At 53.2% G+C, this 19,668-nt stretch carries 15 protein-coding genes and 1 CRISPR repeat array; of the genes, 3 read left to right on the top strand and 12 right to left on the bottom strand.

Annotation, left to right across the window (positions count from 1 at the left end; translation table 11 throughout):
* Positions 1 to 7: 7 nt before the first annotated feature.
* The 10 genes from ABEV74_RS01120 to ABEV74_RS01075 all read right to left on the bottom strand — a co-directional run bounded on the left by ABEV74_RS01120 (position 8) and on the right by ABEV74_RS01075 (position 13,274).
* The gene (locus ABEV74_RS01120) at positions 8 to 970 is read right to left on the bottom strand and encodes an ABC transporter permease (protein ID WP_082655689.1); all 963 of its coding nucleotides are present in this window, start codon (positions 968 to 970) and stop codon (positions 8 to 10) included.
* A 772-nt stretch (positions 971 to 1,742) separates the two neighbouring features.
* Positions 1,743 to 3,831: direct repeats of the CRISPR family, unit length 36 nt; unit sequence GTGCTCAACGCCTTGCGGCGTCACAGCAATAAACAG.
* A gap of 254 nt (positions 3,832 to 4,085) precedes the next feature.
* Positions 4,086 to 4,379 (bottom strand): CRISPR-associated endonuclease Cas2, encoded by a 294-nt coding sequence (gene cas2, locus ABEV74_RS01115; protein ID WP_062496133.1) that lies wholly within the window; start codon positions 4,377 to 4,379, stop codon positions 4,086 to 4,088.
* Between the two features lie 10 nt (positions 4,380 to 4,389).
* A complete protein-coding gene (cas1, locus tag ABEV74_RS01110) occupies positions 4,390 to 6,042 on the bottom strand; it encodes a type I-MYXAN CRISPR-associated endonuclease Cas1 (RefSeq protein ID WP_430142864.1) in 1,653 nt (550 codons plus the stop codon).
* On the bottom strand, positions 6,029 to 6,694 hold the full coding sequence (gene cas5 / locus ABEV74_RS01105) for a CRISPR-associated protein Cas5 (protein ID WP_430142862.1): 666 nt from the start codon (positions 6,692 to 6,694) through the stop codon (positions 6,029 to 6,031). The genes cas1 and cas5 overlap by 14 nt, the downstream gene beginning before the upstream one ends.
* The gene (locus ABEV74_RS01100; RefSeq protein ID WP_430142860.1) at positions 6,691 to 7,617 is read right to left on the bottom strand and encodes a DevR family CRISPR-associated autoregulator; all 927 of its coding nucleotides are present in this window, start codon (positions 7,615 to 7,617) and stop codon (positions 6,691 to 6,693) included. Before ABEV74_RS01100 ends, cas5 begins: the two co-directional genes overlap by 4 nt.
* 19 nt (positions 7,618 to 7,636) lie before the next feature.
* A complete protein-coding gene (cas8a1, locus tag ABEV74_RS01095) occupies positions 7,637 to 9,148 on the bottom strand; it encodes a type I-MYXAN CRISPR-associated Cas8a1/Cmx1 (protein WP_430142858.1) in 1,512 nt (503 codons plus the stop codon).
* On the bottom strand, positions 9,145 to 11,466 hold the full coding sequence (gene cas3 / locus ABEV74_RS01090; protein WP_430142856.1) for a CRISPR-associated helicase Cas3': 2,322 nt from the start codon (positions 11,464 to 11,466) through the stop codon (positions 9,145 to 9,147). The genes cas8a1 and cas3 overlap by 4 nt, the downstream gene beginning before the upstream one ends.
* Positions 11,463 to 12,107: a type I-MYXAN CRISPR-associated protein Cas6/Cmx6 gene (gene cas6 / locus ABEV74_RS01085; RefSeq protein ID WP_430142854.1), complete on the bottom strand. Its 645-nt coding sequence runs from the start codon at positions 12,105 to 12,107 to the stop codon at positions 11,463 to 11,465. The genes cas3 and cas6 overlap by 4 nt, the downstream gene beginning before the upstream one ends.
* Before the next feature lie 213 nt (positions 12,108 to 12,320).
* Entirely contained in the window at positions 12,321 to 12,836 is a 516-nt protein-coding gene (locus ABEV74_RS01080; protein ID WP_430142852.1) for a WYL domain-containing protein, read from the bottom strand.
* Positions 12,837 to 12,839: 3 nt separating this feature from the next.
* Positions 12,840 to 13,274, bottom strand: a complete 435-nt coding sequence (locus ABEV74_RS01075; protein ID WP_430142850.1) for a helix-turn-helix transcriptional regulator — start codon at positions 13,272 to 13,274, stop codon at positions 12,840 to 12,842.
* Positions 13,275 to 13,604: 330 nt separating this feature from the next.
* Between ABEV74_RS01075 and ABEV74_RS01070 the strand changes: the two genes are divergently transcribed.
* Positions 13,605 to 13,760, top strand: a complete 156-nt coding sequence (locus ABEV74_RS01070) for a hypothetical protein (RefSeq protein ID WP_430142848.1) — start codon at positions 13,605 to 13,607, stop codon at positions 13,758 to 13,760.
* Between the two features lie 99 nt (positions 13,761 to 13,859).
* Here the strand turns inward: ABEV74_RS01070 and ABEV74_RS01065 are convergent, their stop codons facing one another.
* Positions 13,860 to 14,711 carry an AraC family transcriptional regulator gene (locus tag ABEV74_RS01065; protein WP_213530970.1) on the bottom strand — a complete coding sequence of 284 codons (852 nt, stop codon included), beginning with the start codon at positions 14,709 to 14,711 and terminating at the stop codon, positions 13,860 to 13,862.
* A gap of 144 nt (positions 14,712 to 14,855) precedes the next feature.
* Here ABEV74_RS01065 and ABEV74_RS01060 point away from each other — a divergent pair, with 144 nt between their 5' ends.
* A complete protein-coding gene (locus ABEV74_RS01060; RefSeq protein WP_430142845.1) occupies positions 14,856 to 16,853 on the top strand; it encodes a glycoside hydrolase family 127 protein in 1,998 nt (665 codons plus the stop codon).
* Here ABEV74_RS01060 and ABEV74_RS01055 read toward each other — a convergent pair whose 3' ends face one another.
* Positions 16,854 to 17,669: a ligand-binding sensor domain-containing protein gene (locus ABEV74_RS01055; protein WP_062496160.1), complete on the bottom strand. Its 816-nt coding sequence runs from the start codon at positions 17,667 to 17,669 to the stop codon at positions 16,854 to 16,856. It abuts the gene before it with no gap.
* 305 nt (positions 17,670 to 17,974) lie between these two features.
* Here ABEV74_RS01055 and ilvA point away from each other — a divergent pair, with 305 nt between their 5' ends.
* On the top strand, positions 17,975 to 19,243 hold the full coding sequence (ilvA, locus tag ABEV74_RS01050) for a threonine ammonia-lyase IlvA (protein WP_430142842.1): 1,269 nt from the start codon (positions 17,975 to 17,977) through the stop codon (positions 19,241 to 19,243).
* The last annotated feature ends 425 nt before the right edge of the window (positions 19,244 to 19,668 follow it).

Here is a 19,668-nt window from a genome sequence, read left to right as displayed (position 1 = left end):
CTCCTTTCTACCACAAGCTGTGCTCGTTCGTACGGCGTACAATCTGGTTGACGACCACGAGCAAAATCGCATTCACCACGGAATTGAACAGACCGATCGCCGTCGAGAAGCTGTACTGGGCATTGACAAGCCCCGAGCGGTACACGAATGTCGATATGACATCCGACGATTCCATATTGAGCGGGTTTTGCAACAGCAATATTTTTTCGAATCCTACCCCGAGCAGGCTGCCCATATTCAGGATGAGCAGTATGGTCATCGTCGGGACAAGCGTCGGAATATTGATGTGGCGCACCCGCTGGAATCTTGACGCGCCGTCGATAATGGCCGCTTCGTGCAGTTGAGGATCGACGCCCGACAGCGCCGCCAAATAGATGATCGTTCCCCAGCCTGCGCTCTGCCACACCCCCGAGAACACGTACATCGTTTTGAACCATCTGGGATCGGTCAGAAATTGAGGCGCTTCCAAACCGAGCCATTCCAACATGTGGATGATAATCCCCGTCGATGGCGACAAAAAGGTAATGATCATCCCGGCCATGACGACAACGGAAATAAAATGGGGCGCATACGTGACGGTCTGGGCCAATCGTTTGAAAAATCCGTTCTTCAGCTCGTTGAACGCCAGCGCCAGAATGATCGGAATCGGAAAGCCGACAGCCAATTCATACAAGCTGATGCTGAGCGTGTTCCACAGCAAATCCCAAAAGTAGTAGGAGTTGAAGAAACGGACAAAATGATCGAAGCCGACCCAGGGGCTGCCCAGAAACCCTTTTGTGGGAATGTAATTTTTAAAAGCGATCTGAATCCCGTACATCGGACCGTAACAAAAAATAAGGAAGTAGAAAAAGGCGGGTGCGATAAACAGATAAAGCTCCCAGTTTCGGACAATCCGCTTCCACCATTTCCCGTTCGCCTGCTTCCCCTGCTCAGGTTTCCGGACGGTGCCGCCCGTTAATAATGTTTTCATTGTTTTCGTATCCTGCATCGCCATCACCCCTCCCTTCCGAATACCGTTATGTTTATGTTGCAGACGCCGGCTCGCGGAATATGTTTTGCGAGCGCTTGCATACTGAAACGATAGCCAATCCGGGGGACGCTCGTAAATATGTCATTTTCGGCATCGCATGAAAGCGCTGTTACAGCAAGGCGAAAAGGGGCGGCGACAATTTCGGCTGACAAGCGGACAATATGTTGTTTTTGACCCGAATTGGCGGTTTTGCGGACTCCGGAGCAAATTTGGCCAATGCTTTGTTGCGCGGCTTGAGCTTGCCCCTCCCCGCCATTCCGTCTCCCCCGTCTCTTTAGTTCGAAGAACCGGCTGCGAGGACAAAGTTGCGAAAATGCAATATTTTCGGGCGTAAAGTAACGAAAAGGCCAAAATTGCTGCGATTATACAATTTTTTGACCCGTTCAAGCCCAGCCAAGCGATAATTTCCAAAAAAATACTGTATTTTTGCAGAATTTTGCGCTATAGTTATCTGTTTGGGCCAGAATTCCTGCACTTTTGCAACTTTCGCCTAAGCAATCTGCCCGGAGACGGGGCGCGTAAACGGCGGGAGACGGGGCGTTGGACAATTTGACGGATGGCGGGGCACACCGGTAAACCGGTGACGGTTTGACAGAAGGTGCTGAGAGTTAGGAAAGGAAAAGCACTTGAAGGGCGGCCGCATATTGCCATCGAAGGCCGTTACAGCAATAAACAGACGCGGTGTAGCCCGCCCCTTCCAGGTCAGTAAGCAGTGCTCAACGCCTCGCGGCGTCACAGCAATAAACAGGCCATCATGGGGATAGTCGCAGCACTGGCGGCTATGCGTGCTCAACGCCTTGCGGCGTCACAGCATTAAACAGCCATGATCTTTTCGTCCTGCACAGCTTTGAGTGTCGGGTGCTCAACGCCTTGCAGCGTCACAGCATTAAACAGTTCGTTTGCCGCTCATGGTTGACGCGGTTTTTTTGTGCTCAACGCCTTGCGGCGTCACAGCATTAAACAGTTGCGACATCGTGTCCTCGTCTATTCAAATATTTTTGCAAGTGCTCAACGCCTTGTGGCGTCACAGCATTAAACAGGCCACCGCCGGATGGAATGATAACCTATGTTGGCAAGGTGCTCAACGCCTTGCGGCGTCACAGCAATAAACAGTTAATACAACAATAACATCAGCAGCTGCGAGCGTCGGTGCTCAACGCCTTGCGGCGTCACAGCAATAAACAGTCTGCGATTCGTACAATTTCCGGTTTGCTTCGTAGTGCTCAACGCCTTGCGGCGTCACAGCAATAAACAGAATATCCGTAAAGACGCGCTCGACGATGCGTTTATTCTGTGCTCAACGCCTTGCGGCGTCACAGCAATAAACAGTCTCGGACAACCTGGAGTATCCGGATGGGAGCGTCAGGTGTGCTCAACGCCTTGCGGCGTCACAGCAATAAACAGCGTTGCATTCCCCGCCCCAGTGTTAAAGTTGACTTTGTAGTGCTCAACGCCTTGCGGCGTCACAGCAATAAACAGAGAGTGGCGATCCCGTTCGCCTCGCGAAATTTCTTGGCGCTGTGCTCAACGCCTTGCGGCGTCACAGCAATAAACAGCATCAGTTGCCCAATAAACTTCCAACACGTGTTCCAGGTGCTCAACGCCTTGCGGCGTCACAGCAATAAACAGGATTCGGATTTTCGATCGGGGTCGCCTTGCGAGATGTGCTCAACGCCTTGCGGCGTCACAGCAATAAACAGCGAAGAAATGTTCGAAGAAACTTGGCGTCTTGCAGAGTGCTCAACGCCTTGCGGCGTCACAGCAATAAACAGTCACGGGAATCGTTACGATTCATGGGAACATAAAGATGTGCTCAACGCCTTGCGGCGTCACAGCAATAAACAGGAGACAGGATGCGGAGCAAGTACGGCGCAAAGCGATGGTGCTCAACGCCTTGCGGCGTCACAGCAATAAACAGCAGCCGTTTATTCTGCGTAAATGCCGCGCCGCCGGTCGGGTGTGCTCAACGCCTTGCGGCGTCACAGCAATAAACAGTGTGCAGTATCTTCCCTTTGAACTCAAGCCCTGGACCGTGCTCAACGCCTTGCGGCGTCACAGCAATAAACAGCCGGCCGCTGAGGCTATGGGGAATGTAATATTGATCGCGTGCTCAACGCCTTGCGGCGTCACAGCAATAAACAGTCTGCAGGTCCAGTTTAAGCGGGTACTTTTTTTCGATGTGCTCAACGCCTTGCGGCGTCACAGCAATAAACAGGTCAAACTGCGCATCTCTTGTAAGCGGCTTGCCGTCATGTGCTCAACGCCTTGCGGCGTCACAGCAATAAACAGCAAGGAGCTTATGGGCGATCCAAACCGTTATTCGGTCACGTGCTCAACGCCTTGCGGCGTCACAGCAATAAACAGCGACATGCCATTGCCACGCCAGTTCGTCCGTCTCTAGTGCTCAACGCCTTGCGGCGTCACAGCAATAAACAGCACCAAACGACTGATGGTTGAAAATCTGCGGTTTATTGTGCTCAACGCCTTGCGGCGTCACAGCAATAAACAGTTCTATCGTGGATGGAGAACATGAGGCGATCATTGAGTGCTCAACGCCTTGCGGCGTCACAGCAATAAACAGCGCCGAATGTATCCTCAATCGTCAACTGATCTTCGTCGAGTGCTCAACGCCTTGCGGCGTCACAGCAATAAACAGGCCTGTTGCTTAATCAGTCCGTAAGCTGCCTGTGACAGTGCTCAACGCCTTGCGGCGTCACAGCAATAAACAGGGTAATTGCCGATATGATTGAGGCAGCCAAAGAGTAGTGCTCAACGCCTTGCGGCGTCACAGCAATAAACAGGGCATCTCCTATAATCTTACTCCCACAAGGGGCCACAGACAACTTTTTCAAGCAGGATTGAGAATTTTGATTTAGCCGTGTCATTACATAGCTATTCCCCCCATAATTTCGCGACATTCCCTATAACATAAGGCTTTGTAGCCATTCAAGCACCTCCGTTCATCTGCAGACGGGTCGAGAGCTTGCCACTGTTGGGCTAACGCTCCCCGGATCCCAAAGCGGCATTCTAACGAGGATGATACTTGAATAAACGCCTATACCAAAACAAAGGAGTCCTGGGAATCTTCCGTTATGTCCGGCATGTTCAGAAGAAAAATACGCGACAAATCATCGGGGTGAATAGGCGTAATGAGCAGCCGGTCCTCATCCCTGTTAAGTACTTTAACGAGCTTCCATCGCAATTCTGCCAACTGTTTCTCGGTTAATCTGCATTTGAATATCGAATATTGGATTCTCTCGCCATAACCATGCAATAGCTTATAGCATTGACGCCATCTGCGCGGCTCCATGATGTCATAACAGACGAGATAATATCGCCTCCCCGGCATACGTGCCACCTCATCGAATTTTGTTTAACGCGAACAGCCCCGGTTTACCCGACCATTCTTTCTCAAGCAGTCTAACCTCTAGTTCCATCAATCTGGCGTAAGATAGAGAATACCCGATGACCGGGTGCTTCCACACATCCTGTTTGCGCGATTCGTAGAGCTTGATCGCCTTCTTCTTGCCGGATGGATTCAACCAAAAGCGCGGACCTGCCTGTTCAAAATCTTTCTCGACCGACCATTGCATACGGTTGACAGAGCCAACCGCCACCATATCGGCTAACGGCACTCGAAACAGTTCCATCAAATCAAGCGCAAGCGGGTAAGCACCCGATCGGGGTTGATGATAAAATCCGATTGTCGGATCAAGACCTACGGTCACAATGGCTTGGACGCAATCCCGATACAGCAGACTGTATAGAAAAGACAGCAACGCATTAAATGGGTCCTTCGGCGGTCTCCGGCTGCGATGAGTAAACGCCAAGCCCTCCGACATTCGATGTTCCGTACATATCGCGATACAGGCAAAATAAGCGCGCGCCGCGTTCCCTTCTAACCCCAGCATTTCCTGACGCGTTCGCGACTTGCCAACATATTTCAACATGTTTCTCATCATTTGCAAATGGGAAGACATGGCGTTACGCCGTTCATTACCACGTGATAACCGCAGCATATAACGCAATTGCATCTCAATTTTCGCAGCCACAAGTCGGGCGGATAACAATAGTGCCAGCTCTTCGTTCACGAGTCCGCCGTATTGCCGCATTCTCCTTTGCACTCCTCCGGCAGCTCGCATCAAACTGCCAATATATTTCCCGCCGCCAGTTATCCAGTGAATGGAAATACCCTGCTCAGAACAAAGATGCAGCGTCTGGGTGGACATCTGTACCGGACCGTGCAAGGTGACAGAATGGATTTGCCGAATAGGATAACTCTGCTTATTCCCCTCCTGATTTTCGACTACTAGGGAGTCGCCACTTCTTCTTATCGTCGAGCCTGCCTCGACAACATGCATGTCCCACGTTTCATGCTTTTCAGGAAAAAGCCGGATTGGGGGCCGTTCAGGTTGATCGGCAAACCGTTCTTCCTCAGGCAAGCATACCGGCGCCAGCGAGCAGCGGGCGCATAACCGCTCATTCTCGGCAATAGGGGGGCGCCGTGTCGAACGGCGCAGCTCCCTTGCCCGCTCCAACGCACGCTTCAACGTACGGCGCATGGCCGTATCGACCTTGATGGTGACCGTCTTGCGGTCTGCCCCGTAATGAATCCTGGCTTCATTCACTGTGCTTCCCAGGTGCTCTTCCAGGAGCACGGCATAAGCGATGGCCTGCAGGGTATCGGACGGCCATGCTTCAGAAGTCCCGTCAGGCATAACTCGAGATCTGCCGCGCTTGTATTCGAACGGAATTTTTCTACCTTTTTCCGTGCGAATACAATCAATCCGACCATAAAGGCCCAATTTCTCGCTTTCCAACAGCAGCCTTTCAATTGACGAATACTCGGGAAGCAGCTCGTGTTGCCGCCGGCCGTCAAAGACGGCCGAATCGGCTAATCGGATCCCCTCCACTTCCTCCAAATAAAACAATCGTTCGCAATAGCCAAGCGCATGAAGCGCCATAACGCGAATGAGCGGTTCATGTTCTTCATCGTGTTCAAATCCGTGCATGTTGTCCCTCCGGATCGATGACAAATGACCGTTCGTCCAATAAGGATGAGACTCGTTCCCATGTATCCGGCATAAACTGCGCCCCGGCCCAGACAGAACCGTCGGAACCGACGTGGTCAACCCACAAAGATACCGTCCATTCTCCTTCGTCAGCGGACATCAGCCACCAAATGTCATCGTAATCCGCTAACCGGTCCTCATCCATAAGGTCTATGCTGTTGATCAGATTGTGGCTTTCTCCGCACGAGAGCCCGCCGAAACGGACGGTTTGTCGAGGGTTTCGAAGCGTGCCTAACACCTGCCCGTTGAGCGAAGGAATGCCTGGACGTTTCGAATCGCGGACACCAGCCACAAATTGCAAAGAAGTGAGCAAACTCACCTGATCCGGCTTGCTGTTCTCTTTATCGGAAATATTCGTCGTTTTGTACCGTCTCGTTTTCCTTAGCACCCAGGACACTTCCGGTAATGACGTCACGCCAACAATTATGCGAGTACCCCGGTAACGTAGCCGATTTGTCTCACCAATAAAGGACAGCAGCATGCCGTACACGGTAGCAGGAGGAGGGAACGGATAGCTTTCCGGCAGTTCCCTGGAGAAAGGAACGGCAAAGGACGCAATCGGCACCTCGACCTTATACCAGTTCCAATTCATGACAGCAATCGTCCTTGCGCTTGTTGAAACGCTTCTTTAACTCCCGGAAAAACGGCCACTCCGTACTTTCTAAGCGCTTGCGCCTGTTCCCAGCCCGCTGCTTCGCCGCCCAGAATGAGTTCTTTGCCATCCAGATCGCCCGCTTCAACGGTATGCAGCAACTTGGCCAGCTTGTCCGGCGAATCGGAAGCCCCTTCAAAGATGAACAGGATGCGCGGAGCCGGATCATCGGTCAACCTAAGCAAAACGGAAGAAGGCGAGAAGTCAAACAAGTATCGGCTCTGATTGCCGCCGACGGCGTTCAGTGATGCTATGGCGTTCAAAACTAATTTGGACCGTTCTGGTACGGCAAGATAAGACGGAGTCAGAGAAAAGCTGAATTGGTAGGACGTGGCGTGAATCTCCGTCGCATACAGCGATGTGTTATTCTTTTGCCCTCCTCTGGCATTGAAGGTCGTTTCACCGATAAAGGGGTCAAGCGAGATTGCCCTGCTGATTTCCATTGCTCCCCGACGGGCTCTGGCCTTGCCTTTCGGTTTGGTTTTTTTGGCAGATTGTCCGTCTGTCGTCTCCTCATCCGAATGAAGTTCGGACGCCGGCGCCTTGGCATCCATGTAACCGAACAGATCGTCATCTAAATAGTCCGCTTCCGAAAACGATTGATTTCGCCAAGCGTGGTCCCCCCCTTCGGGTGTCGCAACCCAATAACGGTTGGTCAAAAAACGTTCATCGCCGGTTAGTTCGTACTGTTCCTGAAAATAGGCGCGGATGGCAAAACGAATCGCCTCTGCAGACACAGACGAATGCGTTTCCCCTTTCCACAAAAGCTTTTGCAAAGTTGTCAGATTGCCTTCCGTTTCTCCCCGATTGTTAGCCGCTACGCCGTAATGCGTGACGACCGTTCCGTGAATATGCAGCGTCATGCTACGCCCCTCCCTAAAATCATTCATTTTTGTTTATCGGATTAGTTTCCTTTTCTTCTTCCGGACGGCTGTAGGTAGCGAGAGCCAACAGACAAAGATCGCGTATTTCCCGCCAATCAACCTTGTTCCGCAGTTTCAGCAAAATTTTCAGCGGTTGTTGACTCAGACCGTCAGGCTTCGGCCTGGTCTCCGCCAAAAAATCCATCAGGCCGAATAAAAATTCCTGCCTGGTCCGTGCTTTGCTCCATGCAATCCGCATTCGCTCGTACTCCCTGCTTAGCATCGAAGCGATATCGCCGCTTCGTGCAACTGCATCAGATTTGACTTTGCCGAACCGGTTGCGTATTGCGTTCTGCACTAGCAGCACGAACTGCCGTTGTTCCTCTTCATCCCACATCTCCTGGTTTCTTGTCATAGCCTTCAAGCCTTCCTTCCATCGTGTAATGCGGTACCATCCCTTCGTTCCCCCATACTCCGCAAATCCGACATACCATGGTCGTCCGTAAATCAAATTTGTGGCAAATTTATCCCGAAACGGAAAGACACCTTCCGTTCCGTCAATTTCCAAACATTCGTCCAGCAATTTATAACGCTTCACGGCAGATCGTTCGACCTTGCTAGTATGGTAGACGCCCGTGCGCGTTTTTTGTTGGCTCCAGACCACTTTGCCGAACCGTATGACGGTCAGATCGGCCTCCAGACGTTTATAAAGCCGGTGTTGATCCACATTCAAAATGACCGCCGCAGAAAGCGCCGCGTCACTCGTACCCGTCGCTCTCCATGTTTTGGAAATTCCGGACTGGGCATAATACCGGTAGTAGGAACGAAGCTTGTCCACATATGCGGACAACCCGGCAGGTCTCGGAATAACGACAAACGATTCCGTTTTTCCATCGAATTCTCCTGTTCGCGCCAGCGCGGTGCCGTCGAAGTGCAGACACCCCAACATTGCAAACAACAACAACGGATAACGGCTGGTGGAATCGGTCAATGCCGTCTCTTTTAGCGCATTATGCCGCACCATTGCACCTGGCAGGATTGTCGACGCAATTTCCACTGGCTGCCCGCGTTTCCGTGCCTTATCCCAATTCTCAGCGGAAGACTCAATCGCTTTCAGGCTTTTCAGAGGCAGATAGCTCCATTCGACTGTCCGGTCATCGTATGTTTCCGTCCTGGTCTCCTGCGATTTGGCTGCTGTCCTCGATTTCGGGTGCTGCAGCCATGTTTTTAGCAACAGCGACTGAAGCCTCGCTTTGGCGACATTGCTCCAGCCTCGTACCGTCGGGAACGCAATCAAGCCTTCCGGACTAATCGGGTACGTCAGGCCAATCAGCCGTAACAGTCCGTATTTGTCGTAAGACAATCCGCGGATCGTCAAATCTTGCTCCCCGATATCCACCTCTACCTCCGGCGGCAGTTCGCCCTGTGTTTGCAACATGTCCAGCGAGAGCGCCAATCCAGCCATTCCCGCTCGATGATATAAGGTCATGCCCGGTTCTCGGAAGGAAAAATGCCATTGTTCGTCTGTCACGCCCATTCCCCTCCCTTCATTGCTTCATAATTCACCCTTTGGTCGTCAACGATTCGAACATGACGCCATTTTTTCACCGTTTCATTCAATCTGGAAAGCCCGCTTCGTGAAAGTGGAAGCACCTTTTTCATCCATTCGAGACGATTGCTTGTGCCATATTCCTTCATGATTTGAGCCGCATCGGATGCCAGGATGACTTCAACCGTCGTTTGCTGCGCTTCGCGAGCCGAACTTTCCGCTTTGAATCGTTCGATTCGAAGCCAGTCCGGTTCTTCCCGGCGCCTTGTTCCATCTGTGCGCATCAAGCAGAGTCGTTCGTTCAGCGCAAGTTGTGAGCACGGGCGAGGCAAACCGCGAAGCAGTTGTTCCGATTCAAGCAGTTCGTCCCAATTTCGGTACGGACCGTACGTTACCGGCATCCAAAAGTAAGCGTTTCCATCCATTTTTGATTCCAGTTGATCAGTATCCCGCAAGTAGCGCAGCAGTCTTCCCAGACGCTGAATGAGCGATGGGAAAGGGGCGATCTCACTGAACAGGCGCGTTACGGAGATGTCAAAGCTCATTTCGCAGATTGGCGTACACACGATGCAGACGCCCCCTCCTTTGCGTGTACGCTCTACAACGTTCTCCTGGCGACGGACACGATCTTCATATTTAAAGTGAGAGTGGTATAGCAGCAGATCCGCCCCGTCCGGCATCAATACTGCCAACTTGTCATAAGTCTCCCGCGCCCGCTCTACGGTGTTCAACACCACCAGTACGGAATGGCCGCCGACTAGTTCCTTCACAATTTTTTCAAGCGGAGGTTGGCCCTTCTCAATCAAGTGCACGTTATATTTAGGCAAAGACTGTATGGTCGGTGGACCCTGTTCAACAGTCAGGCTGCGAACGCCTGAGCATACGTCGATCAACTCTTTTTTGCGATGGGGTTGCAACGAAGCTGTCATAATCAATACCGGCATCGGAAACAATTTCAGCCAATCGAGTACACCTTGCCACAGCTTCTCGTCATAGGCATGCGCTTCGTCGAACACGATGCAGCCATTTAAGAAAATCGGAAATAGCAGATAAGAGCTTCGGTAGTTATGTAGTAGTCCGATAATCGTATCCACCGTACAGAAGGTCATCGGGTGAACCAGCCGTTGCAAAGATTCCTCACGAAGTTCTTCTATCGAGTGATCCCTATCTTCCGGTATGTTGTCGGTCCAGCCGCCTTTCAGAAGAAGATCCAGATCGACATCACTTCGTGAATGCAGCAATTGCGCGTTATTACCAAACAACTCCATATGATCCGCATAACCTTGGGTAACGGTAGCTGTTGTCGGGTAGCCGATCAACATATACCGCGCTCCTGTCATGCTCCCCCAGCCAAATGAAGCTTGCGTTTTTCCGGTGCCGCAGCCGCTTTCGATCAGTACGATATCGTGATTGAGCGCCGCTTGCCTGACATGTTCCTGAAATGAGGTGATTTCCGGATGATGATGCGGGTTCCGCTTCTTCGCGGCTTCAAGCACCTGGTCCAGGACAGGAGAAACGTCCGCTTGAACGACGGCCTCTTTCAGAACCCGCAATTTGCTTCGCCACTCCTCGGGTGTATCGGCTCGAATCGATCCGATCATATCCGCTGCGATCAAGACGGAACGAACGCTGGCCATCCACCTCTTCTCGTCAAGGCTCATCTCCCGGTCGGCCCGATCCAGCCATTCCTTCAAAGGTTCGCGGATGTTCTCTTCCACATCGTCTTCGTCCAGTGAAAGCCGGATAGAGGCCAGCTGCGGCAGACGAATGCCAAGACGGCGTTCAAATAAATCGAGAACGGCAAGCATATCCGGATGTTCAAATGACAGATCAAGGAAGGGGATCCGTTCAGACGACTCAATCGTACCCAAATCGAATTTGAAGTGATGCCCCAAAACGGCCAGCCGTATCGATCGAAGCGAAAGCAGCCGCTCCTTCTCACTATAGCCGGCCAGTAAGTCATCCATCATTTTGTGCAATTGCGGGTGGTTCTGCAGCAGCCAGTCCGAAATAATTTCATGCCGGATGCATTGACGCCATGCTTTCGTCCCGTGAACCAAAGGCTGGAAAAGTTCTTTGGATATTTTTCCTAGATCGTGGGTTAAAGCGGCCAGCCGGACAGAAAGGCGAAACAGCGGTTCCGGCCAGGGGAAATGGCTTGTCATCACCGGTGAGGTTAGATCCAGCAGCACCTCAGCCACATCCGCCACTTGTTCCAAATGACCCGGTAGCAGACAGGAGTAAGGAGGATTTTCCTCCGAATATCCTTGAGGTACAGTCTTCGCGAGCAGACGCGTCATGCTCCTTCTTCACTTCCTCCAGCACTGGTAAAAAATCCGCAACCGAACCTTCTGCGCCCGGAGACCGAATGGCATTGCACGAGGAGCGACATTCGATCACTAAGCTGGCGTAATCTGACACCGAAACCGACAATCCGCTTGTCCTTGATCCGGAAAACCCGTCGTCTTAGAATCTCAATCCGAATCGCTTCCACCGCTTGCTGCGATTCTTTCCCGGTGACCGATTCGTTTAACGCATATAGTCGAGATCGAATATGGGCCGCAAGTTCATCCGGCTCAGTTTTGTTCTTGACTGTGACCAGTCTGCTGACAAGTTCGCTAGCGGGGCGAATCACTTCTGGCCTGGGAATGCCAAAGCGGATACGGTAATCGCCTAACACTGCTTGCTTGCCGGCCAGTCGGTACACCATACCAAGGTCGGACAATGGGCATTGCAGCCAGAAGTAAGATTGCGGGGTCAATGCTAGTCCGTCCGATCCCGCCAATCCTCTTTCGATCGGACTAATCGCATACTGGTCCGCTTCGTGAAAACCCGGTTCGATTCGACTGATAGCTGCATATAGCCAGTATCCGGTATCGAAGGGAATCGTTCGGGAGCCTAGTATCGGCACCTTGCATCTTACGATTTCCAGATCGAGCATTTTTCCACCCCCTTCCATATTAGTAAATCTATCATGTAGATTCGATATAGTCAACAATGTAATATACGAAGTTAAAATTTTATATACTGTCTACTATCAAATTGTTCAACTTGTTCAACTTATTTGGTATACTTTGATCGATCCCCAAGCGTTGAGCACTAATATACGAAGTTGGCAAGTTTTAATAAATAGCCGTGATGTCTTGGGGATCTACTATTTTGCGTAAAGTTCCGTCCATCGTTTCAACTTTTCCTTCATCGCCTCGCGCGCCGATCGCGGACTTAACACTTCCGCATCCGGTCCGTATTGCAGCAGCCAGCGAATGAATTCGTCTTCGTTATTGACTGTCACGCGAAACATCAGCCCCCCGTCGGCAGTATCTGTCATCGCCGGTTGAACAAACAGCTCTTCCTCCTTCACATATCTCGCGACGGCGGCACTGAATTTGACCTTGAATGTCGTTTTCCGATCTTCACGGTGAATCGACCATGTATCCTTTAGAAAACGATGGATGTCAAAATCGCCCTTGTCGAATGTCTGTTCCGTCATTTTCGCATCGAGAAAACGGCTCACGCGAAATATCCGGACTCTTTCTTCCTTCCGGCAATATCCGATTAAGTAGAAACGCTGCTCACGCGGTACCAGAAAATATGGATCGATCTGTCTAACGGTAGTTGAATTGCGATACTGGGTATGGTAAGTCGTATGTAATGTTCTGCATTCCAGCATAGCTTAAATAATTACCGGCAGAAAATTCGGGCTCTGCGGTCTGTAAGCAGGTTTTCCCATCTGAATCCGCTCCGTGATCCTATCGATCAGATTTATTGACTTATTTTTTTCTCCTTTATGAGCAGCCATAATTTTATCGAAAGCGGAGTGAAATGCTCTTGGGAGTTTGTCCGTATCGACCACAAAAGGGATCATGGATAGTGCAACAGATTCCTCATCGTTCAAATCCGGAGGGTACATCATAAACTTGCCTATAAAGCGGAACCCCTTACCATGCCCTTCGGATGTTATCGGTGTGACGGCTGACAGGCCGTCAATGTCCCGGTAGATCGTTCTCTTACTCACTTCAAACTTCTCTGCAAGTTCTACGGCCTTAATACCAGGCTTCGCCTGTACAGCCATAATAATCGCGATCCATCTCGCAAATAGCTTGGACACGTTGTCACTCCCTGTATTTTCTTTCTTATTTTCATTATATCAACAAAATTTGACATCTAGATGTCACAAACAACTGTTCGAAATGGGTGGAACTGGACAGTCCCGCCGGATCTCCGAAACAGCCAAGAAAAATGTTTTTTTCGTTCCATGATTGAACCGAATCGCCGTAATTTGCGACTATATTCATGAAGGAGGAGGGGATATGAATTTCGACCGCATCTATGCGGAGTATGCGGATGTCGTTTACTCATACTTGAAATTCAAACTAAAAAAGCGGCCCGAATCGATTCCATGAAAGCCGCAAATGATTGCGGAACTGGTGAAAACGCTGTGACCAAAGAGACCGGCGGCCAGATGGGAAGAGCGGTAGGCAAGTTTTACAAGGAGCTCGTCGATTCCGGTTTTCCCGAAGCGGAAGCGTTGAAAATGTCCAAAGATTATTTGAGAACCATTATTTCGGTGGCGTCAAACTTCAAAGATAACTGATCGCAAAAAGAGAAAGGACGACGGGCAAGTTAATGCCCGGCGTCCTTTTCTTCTTCCTTGATCATGGCATTTTACGGCCGCAGCGCGAGACTCCCCCGCTCATCCTGTGAACCGTTTGCGGAAGCGGAGCGGCGACAAGCCGGTATGCTCGGCGAACAGCCGCGAGAAGTGCGGCGTTTGGCGAAAGCCCGTTTCCTCCGCGATTCTGGCGATCGGCCAGTCGGTCTTCAGCAGCAGCAGCTTCGCCTGATCGAGCCGGTAATACAGCAGAAATTGCTGCGGCGTACAGCCGAACACCTCGTTCATGCAGCGGGCGATATAATTGGCGTGCAAGTTCAGCGCCTCGCTCAGCATACGGTTCGAGACGGGCTGCTTGAAGTTGAGCTTCAGGTACGCCGCTGCTCTTTCGGCTACGGCTACCGCCGCTTTCGCTTCATCCGAACGCCAGCCTTCGTCCAGCATTTGCAGCAAATGCAAAAACCGGTGCTGCCGCTCCCAGAACGAAGCATGCGTAGAGTTCCGGGCGGCCTCGTGCAAACTTGTAAAAATGTCCTGCACCTGCTCCGGATAAGACAGCTTCGCATGCTTCGGCACGCGAATGACGTGCGTGTAGTGGTCGCCGCGCAGGCTGCCGGAGCCGCCCTCGGTTTCCTCCCAGGGCGCCGTCGTCTGGAAATGCAGCCAGTCCATCACCATTTCTTCCTCGCACGGACGGACCGCATAATGCCACCGGTCAGGACGAAGAATCAGCACCTCTCCCGGTCCGAGCGACCATTGCCGGTCTTCCTCCCCGATATGTAGCGTGCCGCGGTGGATAAAGAGCAGATCGAATACGCCCAGATTCGTCCGGTTCGGATGCGCTTCGCCCGGTTGGTACGTGACCCGGTTCGATTCGATGAAAAAAGGCAGCGGCGGCGATCGGAACGTCAGCAGCAACGGGATGTCAGACATGTTCTTCTCTCCATATTTCGTGTGATATTATGCAAAATACAGGTTCAAGAGACCGCTATATTTCTACCATTTTATCAAATAAAATGAAGAAGAAACAGGTACGTTTTTTGCAAAAATACCTGAAATTGCAAGGAGGAGAGCCCATTGAGCCAACCGCTTCGCCCGCAATCCGCCCCTGAAGCCGTCAATCGGCCGCTTGACGCGGCCAGTGTGGAGATCCGCGACGATTTCTGGTCCGTTTACACCGATTTGGTGCGGGATGTCGTCATCCCGTACCAATGGGAAGCGCTGAACGACCGGGTCGAAGGAGCCGTCCCGAGCCGCGCCATCCGTAATTTTCGCATCGCGGCCGGACTGGAGGAAGGAGCATTCGAAGGCTTCGTCTTTCAGGATTCCGATCTGTACAAATGGCTGGAAGCCCTCGCCTACCGGCTCGCCACGCATCCCGATCCGGATTGGGAGCGCATCGCCGACGGCATGTTCGATCTGATCGGGGCGGCCCAGGAAGAGGACGGCTATCTGCAGACCTACTTTCAAATCAAGGCGCCTGACGAGAAATGGACCAATCTCGGCGAGGCGCACGAGCTTTACTGCGCCGGACATTACATCGAGGCGGCGGTCGCTTATTGGCAGGCGACCGGCAAGCGCAAGGCGCTGGATATCGCGGTCAGGCTGGCGGACTGCATCGGCCGGACGTTCGGACCGGGAGAGGGACAGTTGAACGGCTACGACGGCCATCAGGAGATCGAGCTAGCGCTCGTCAAGCTGTACCGGGCAACCGGAGAGGAACGGTTTCTGCGGCTCAGCTCATTCTTCATCGATGCGCGGGGACAATCGCCGTCGTTTTTGATCGAAGAATGGGAGAAGCGGGGGCATGCCTCCATCTGGCACGCCGGCAAGTCGCAGCGGCCCAATCTGGACTATTTTCAAGCCCATCTGCCGGTGCGGGAGCAGAAAGAGGCGGTCGGCCATGCGGTGCGCGCCGTCTATATGTATGCTGCGATGGCGGATCTGGCGGCGCTGACAGGTGACGCATCGCTGCTGGACGCCTGCCGGACGCTGTGGAAGAGCATCGTGGCCAAGCGGATGTATGTGACCGGCGGCATCGGCTCGACCCGCCACGGGGAAGCGTTCACCACCGATTACGACCTGCCGAACGATTCCGCCTATGCCGAAACATGCGCCTCGGTCGGCCTCGTATTTTTCGCGGCCCGCATGCTGGCCATTGAAGCCCGGGCGGAATATACCGACGTGCTGGAACGTGCGCTCTACAATAACGTCATCGCCGGCATCGCGCTGGACGGCAAGCACTATTTTTACGTCAATCCGCTTGAAGTACGGCCTGCGGCCTGCGAGCGCAATCCCGGCTTGCACCATGTCAAGCCGACGCGCCAACCCTGGTTCGGCTGCTCGTGCTGTCCGCCGAACGTAGCCCGGCTGCTGGCGTCGCTCGGACAATATATCTATATGGTCGACGACGCTTCGCGAACCGTATACGCCCATCTGTATATAGGCAGCGACTCGGAAATCTCGGTCGACGGCATCACGTTCAAGCTGATCCAGAAGACAGGCATGCCATGGAGCGGCGACGTCACCTTCGCGATCGGATCGCTCAGTGCGCCGGCTGCCTTCACGCTTGCGCTGCGGGTGCCGTCGTGGTGCGACGGCAAGCTGCCGGCGCTGCAGGTGAACGGAGAGCCCGTATCGGCGGATGTTACGCCAGAGGGATATTTGACAATCAACCGCACCTGGATCGATGGCGATACGGTGCGGCTGAAACTGCCCATGCCGGCGCTTCGCCTTGCGGCTCACCCCGAGGTAAGGGCCAACGCCGGCAAGATCGCGCTGCAGCGGGGACCGTTCGTCTACTGTCTGGAGGAAGCCGATAATGAGGGGCCGCTGCAGTCCATTTCCTTGCCGCTCGCAGGACGAGCGGAGACCGAGCCGGCCGGCGAGCTCTTCCCGGGAGCCGTCGCGCTCAGAATCGACGGCTATCGCGATCCGCAGCTGGTGCCGGACGGCGCCTTATACGAAAGCATAACTGCTCTTCGCCCGGAGCCGTCATCCGTCAGGGCCGTTCCTTACGCTCTGTGGGGCAATCGCGGCATGGGGGAAATGACGGTCTGGGTGCGCTACCGGTAATCAGGGAGCGGGCATCGACTGCACGCCTTGAAAGAGCGTCGCCATCAGCAGCTCGCCGTCCTTCTTCTCGATGTCGGTCACCGGGAAGCCGAGCCTGACCGAGAACAGGGAAATCTGGCGCTGCAGCCAACCGAGCCGGTACAGTCCCCGATCGGTGCAGGCGTACACGTCCCCGCCCTTATCGGTGACGGAAAAGACGAACCGTCCCGGAATGCGGATCAGCTCGAAGCCTCCCCGCTTGTTGCCGACGACCAATTCTCCCGTCTCGCAAGAGCCGACGATATGGCCGCGGTAGACCGACAAGCTCGTCACGGCAACCGGCAGCGGGAACTCCGCCCACTCGCCGGCAAAGCGGTCATAAACGGAAATGCCATTGTCGTGCGCGATTACGAGATAATGCGGCAGATGGATGAAATCGTAAACTTTCCGTTCCTGGCAGGCAATCGGATGCCAGTTGCCATCCCCGCTGTACCATAGCCCGTATTCGGTCGCGGCATATGCGCCGCTTTTGAAGAGGCGGTAACGATAGCAAGGAATGGCCAGAGGGGAAGCGGCCCACAAATTTTGCCGGTAATAAAACAGCCCGCGGTCCGTGCAGGCGGCAAGCGTATTGCCGGATATCGCCAACCGGTTCACCGCAGCCTTGTCGAGCCCGGCCGCGGGCAGCTTTTCCCATCCTCCCCCGTCCGCCAACCGGTAAATCCCGTAGCCGGCCGACGCCGCGTATACGGCGTCCTGGCCGGCTACGACCGCTGAGAACGGCAGCAGCAGCCAATTCCAAGGATGGGCCGAGCCGGCTTGTTTCGCTTCGTTCAACCTCGAACACTCCTCTCCCTGACATCACAGCGGATGTCTCCACGCATATTGTCTATGATAACCATTCTCAATAACCATGTATATTTTGAATGATAACCGTTCTCAATTGCAATGTCAACCATTCCACTTTACTGGAAAATGTATGAATTTCGGCCTATACCGCAGCCTGGTGATAAATGCATTTATTTCCCATCCGGTTTTGTAGTATGGTATTAGTAGCATTAGCATTAGGCCGAACGTACCGTTGCACAATTCGGACGGCAGATTGGCGGCTCAGGTTACACGGAAAGGAGATATCGATTCTATTGACACAACATGGAGAACATAACGGACGGATCGGCATTGAAGAAATCGTCCAGGCCCAGATGCATTTGAAAGAAGTCATTGCCCGCACGCCGCTGCAGCATAACCGCGTCCTGTCCGAGCGTTACGGCTGCACGGTGCTGCTCAAGCGCGAAGATCTGCAGGTCGTCCGGTCGTTCAAATTGCGCGGAGCCTATCATTCGATCCGCTCGCTCCCGGCGGACAAGCTTGCCAAAGGCGTCGTCTGCGCAAGCGCCGGCAACCACGCCCAAGGCGTCGCCTATTCCTGCCAGGCCCTCGGCATACCGGGCAAAATCTATATGCCCAGTACGACGCCCCGGCAGAAGGTATCGCAAGTCGCTTTCTTCGGCGGAGCCCAGGTCGAAATCGTGCTGACGGGAGATACGTTCGACGATGCGTACGCGGAAGCGGTCCGGGAATGTGAGCGCAGCGGAGCGGCCTTCATCCATCCGTTCGACGATCCGAAAATCATTGCCGGCAACGGCACGGTCGGCAAAGAAATTATGGAGGCGGCCGAATCCGTGCCCGACTATATATTCGTTACGGTAGGCGGCGGCGGACTGGCGGCGGGGGTCGCGTCGTACGTCAAGGCGGTCTCGCCCGGCACCGTCATTGTCGGCATCGAACCGGAAGGCGCGCCGGCGATGCGGAGCGCTCTCGACAGCGGAGAAGTCGTGACGCTCGAGACGATCGACAAATTCGTCGACGGCGCCGCCGTCAAGAGGGTCGGCGACCTGACGTACGAAATATGCAAGCGGCTGCTGGACGACGTCGTGCTCGTCCCCGAAGGCAAAGTATGCACGACGCTGCTCGATCTGTACAACGAGAACGCCATTGTCGCCGAACCGGCCGGCGCGCTGCCGATCGCCGCGCTTGACGCGTACCGCGAGGCGATCGCCGGCAAGACGGTCGTGTGCATCGTCAGCGGCGGCAACAACGATGTCGACCGGATGCAGGAAATTAAAGAACGATCGCTCATCTATGAAGGATTGAAGCATTACTTCATGGTCAATTTCCCGCAACGGGCAGGCGCTCTTCGGGAATTTCTCGACGACGTGCTCGGTCCGGAAGACGACATTACGCGGTTCGAATATACGAAGAAGCACAACAAAGACAACGGGCCGGCTCTTGTCGGCATCGAGCTCAAGCATCGCAACGACTACGCTCCGCTCATCGAAAGGATGAAAGCGAAAGGATTTCAATTCATGGAATTGAACAAAGATCCGCTGCTGTTCAACCTGCTGATTTAGCGCAGTCGCGGCGCATAATTTTGCCTTTGACGCATATTTTCGCCTCTGACGCATAATTTCACCTCTGATAAGAACAATGTTGCAAAAGTGCAGTTTTTTCGTGGGTAAAAGAACCAAAACGCGAAAATTCCTGCGATTATACAGTTTTTTTGATCCTTTCAAGCCAGACAAGCGAGAATTTCCAAAAATTTCTGTATTTTTGCAGGATTTCGCGCCATAGCCATCTATTCGGAACCAAATTCCTGTACTTTTGCAGCTTTTCGCCAAAGCATCTGCCGGGAGACGGAAACGCTGAAGGCGGGACGCACCGACCGACCGGAGACGGAAACGCTAAAGGCGGGACGCACCGACGGACCGTAGACGAGTAGACAGAAGGCTTACCGACGACCGTAGACGAGTAGACAGAAGGCTGGGCATGCCGACGG

It is taken from the genome of Paenibacillus cisolokensis, assembly GCF_050481165.1.
Classification (GTDB): domain Bacteria; phylum Bacillota; class Bacilli; order Paenibacillales; family Paenibacillaceae; genus Paenibacillus_AH; species Paenibacillus_AH cisolokensis.
The sequence above is the reverse complement of the archived record's forward strand: the minus strand, read 5'-3'. Positions and strand labels throughout refer to the sequence as shown.

Coding starts and splice junctions, on each gene's coding strand:
- cas6 (WP_430142854.1), bottom strand. CDS start 12,107: ATGCTCGATCTGGAAATCGTAAGATGCAAGGTGCCGATACTAGGCTCC.
- ABEV74_RS01080 (WP_430142852.1), bottom strand. CDS start 12,836: ATGCTGGAATGCAGAACATTACATACGACTTACCATACCCAGTATCGC.
- ABEV74_RS01120 (WP_082655689.1), bottom strand. CDS start 970: ATGAAAACATTATTAACGGGCGGCACCGTCCGGAAACCTGAGCAGGGG.
- cas1 (WP_430142864.1), bottom strand. CDS start 6,042: ATGCACGGATTTGAACACGATGAAGAACATGAACCGCTCATTCGCGTT.
- ABEV74_RS01065 (WP_213530970.1), bottom strand. CDS start 14,711: ATGTCTGACATCCCGTTGCTGCTGACGTTCCGATCGCCGCCGCTGCCT.
- cas2 (WP_062496133.1), bottom strand. CDS start 4,379: ATGCCGGGGAGGCGATATTATCTCGTCTGTTATGACATCATGGAGCCG.
- cas3 (WP_430142856.1), bottom strand. CDS start 11,466: ATGACGCGTCTGCTCGCGAAGACTGTACCTCAAGGATATTCGGAGGAA.
- ABEV74_RS01100 (WP_430142860.1), bottom strand. CDS start 7,617: ATGACGCTGCATATTCACGGAACGGTCGTCACGCATTACGGCGTAGCG.
- cas5 (WP_430142862.1), bottom strand. CDS start 6,694: ATGAATTGGAACTGGTATAAGGTCGAGGTGCCGATTGCGTCCTTTGCC.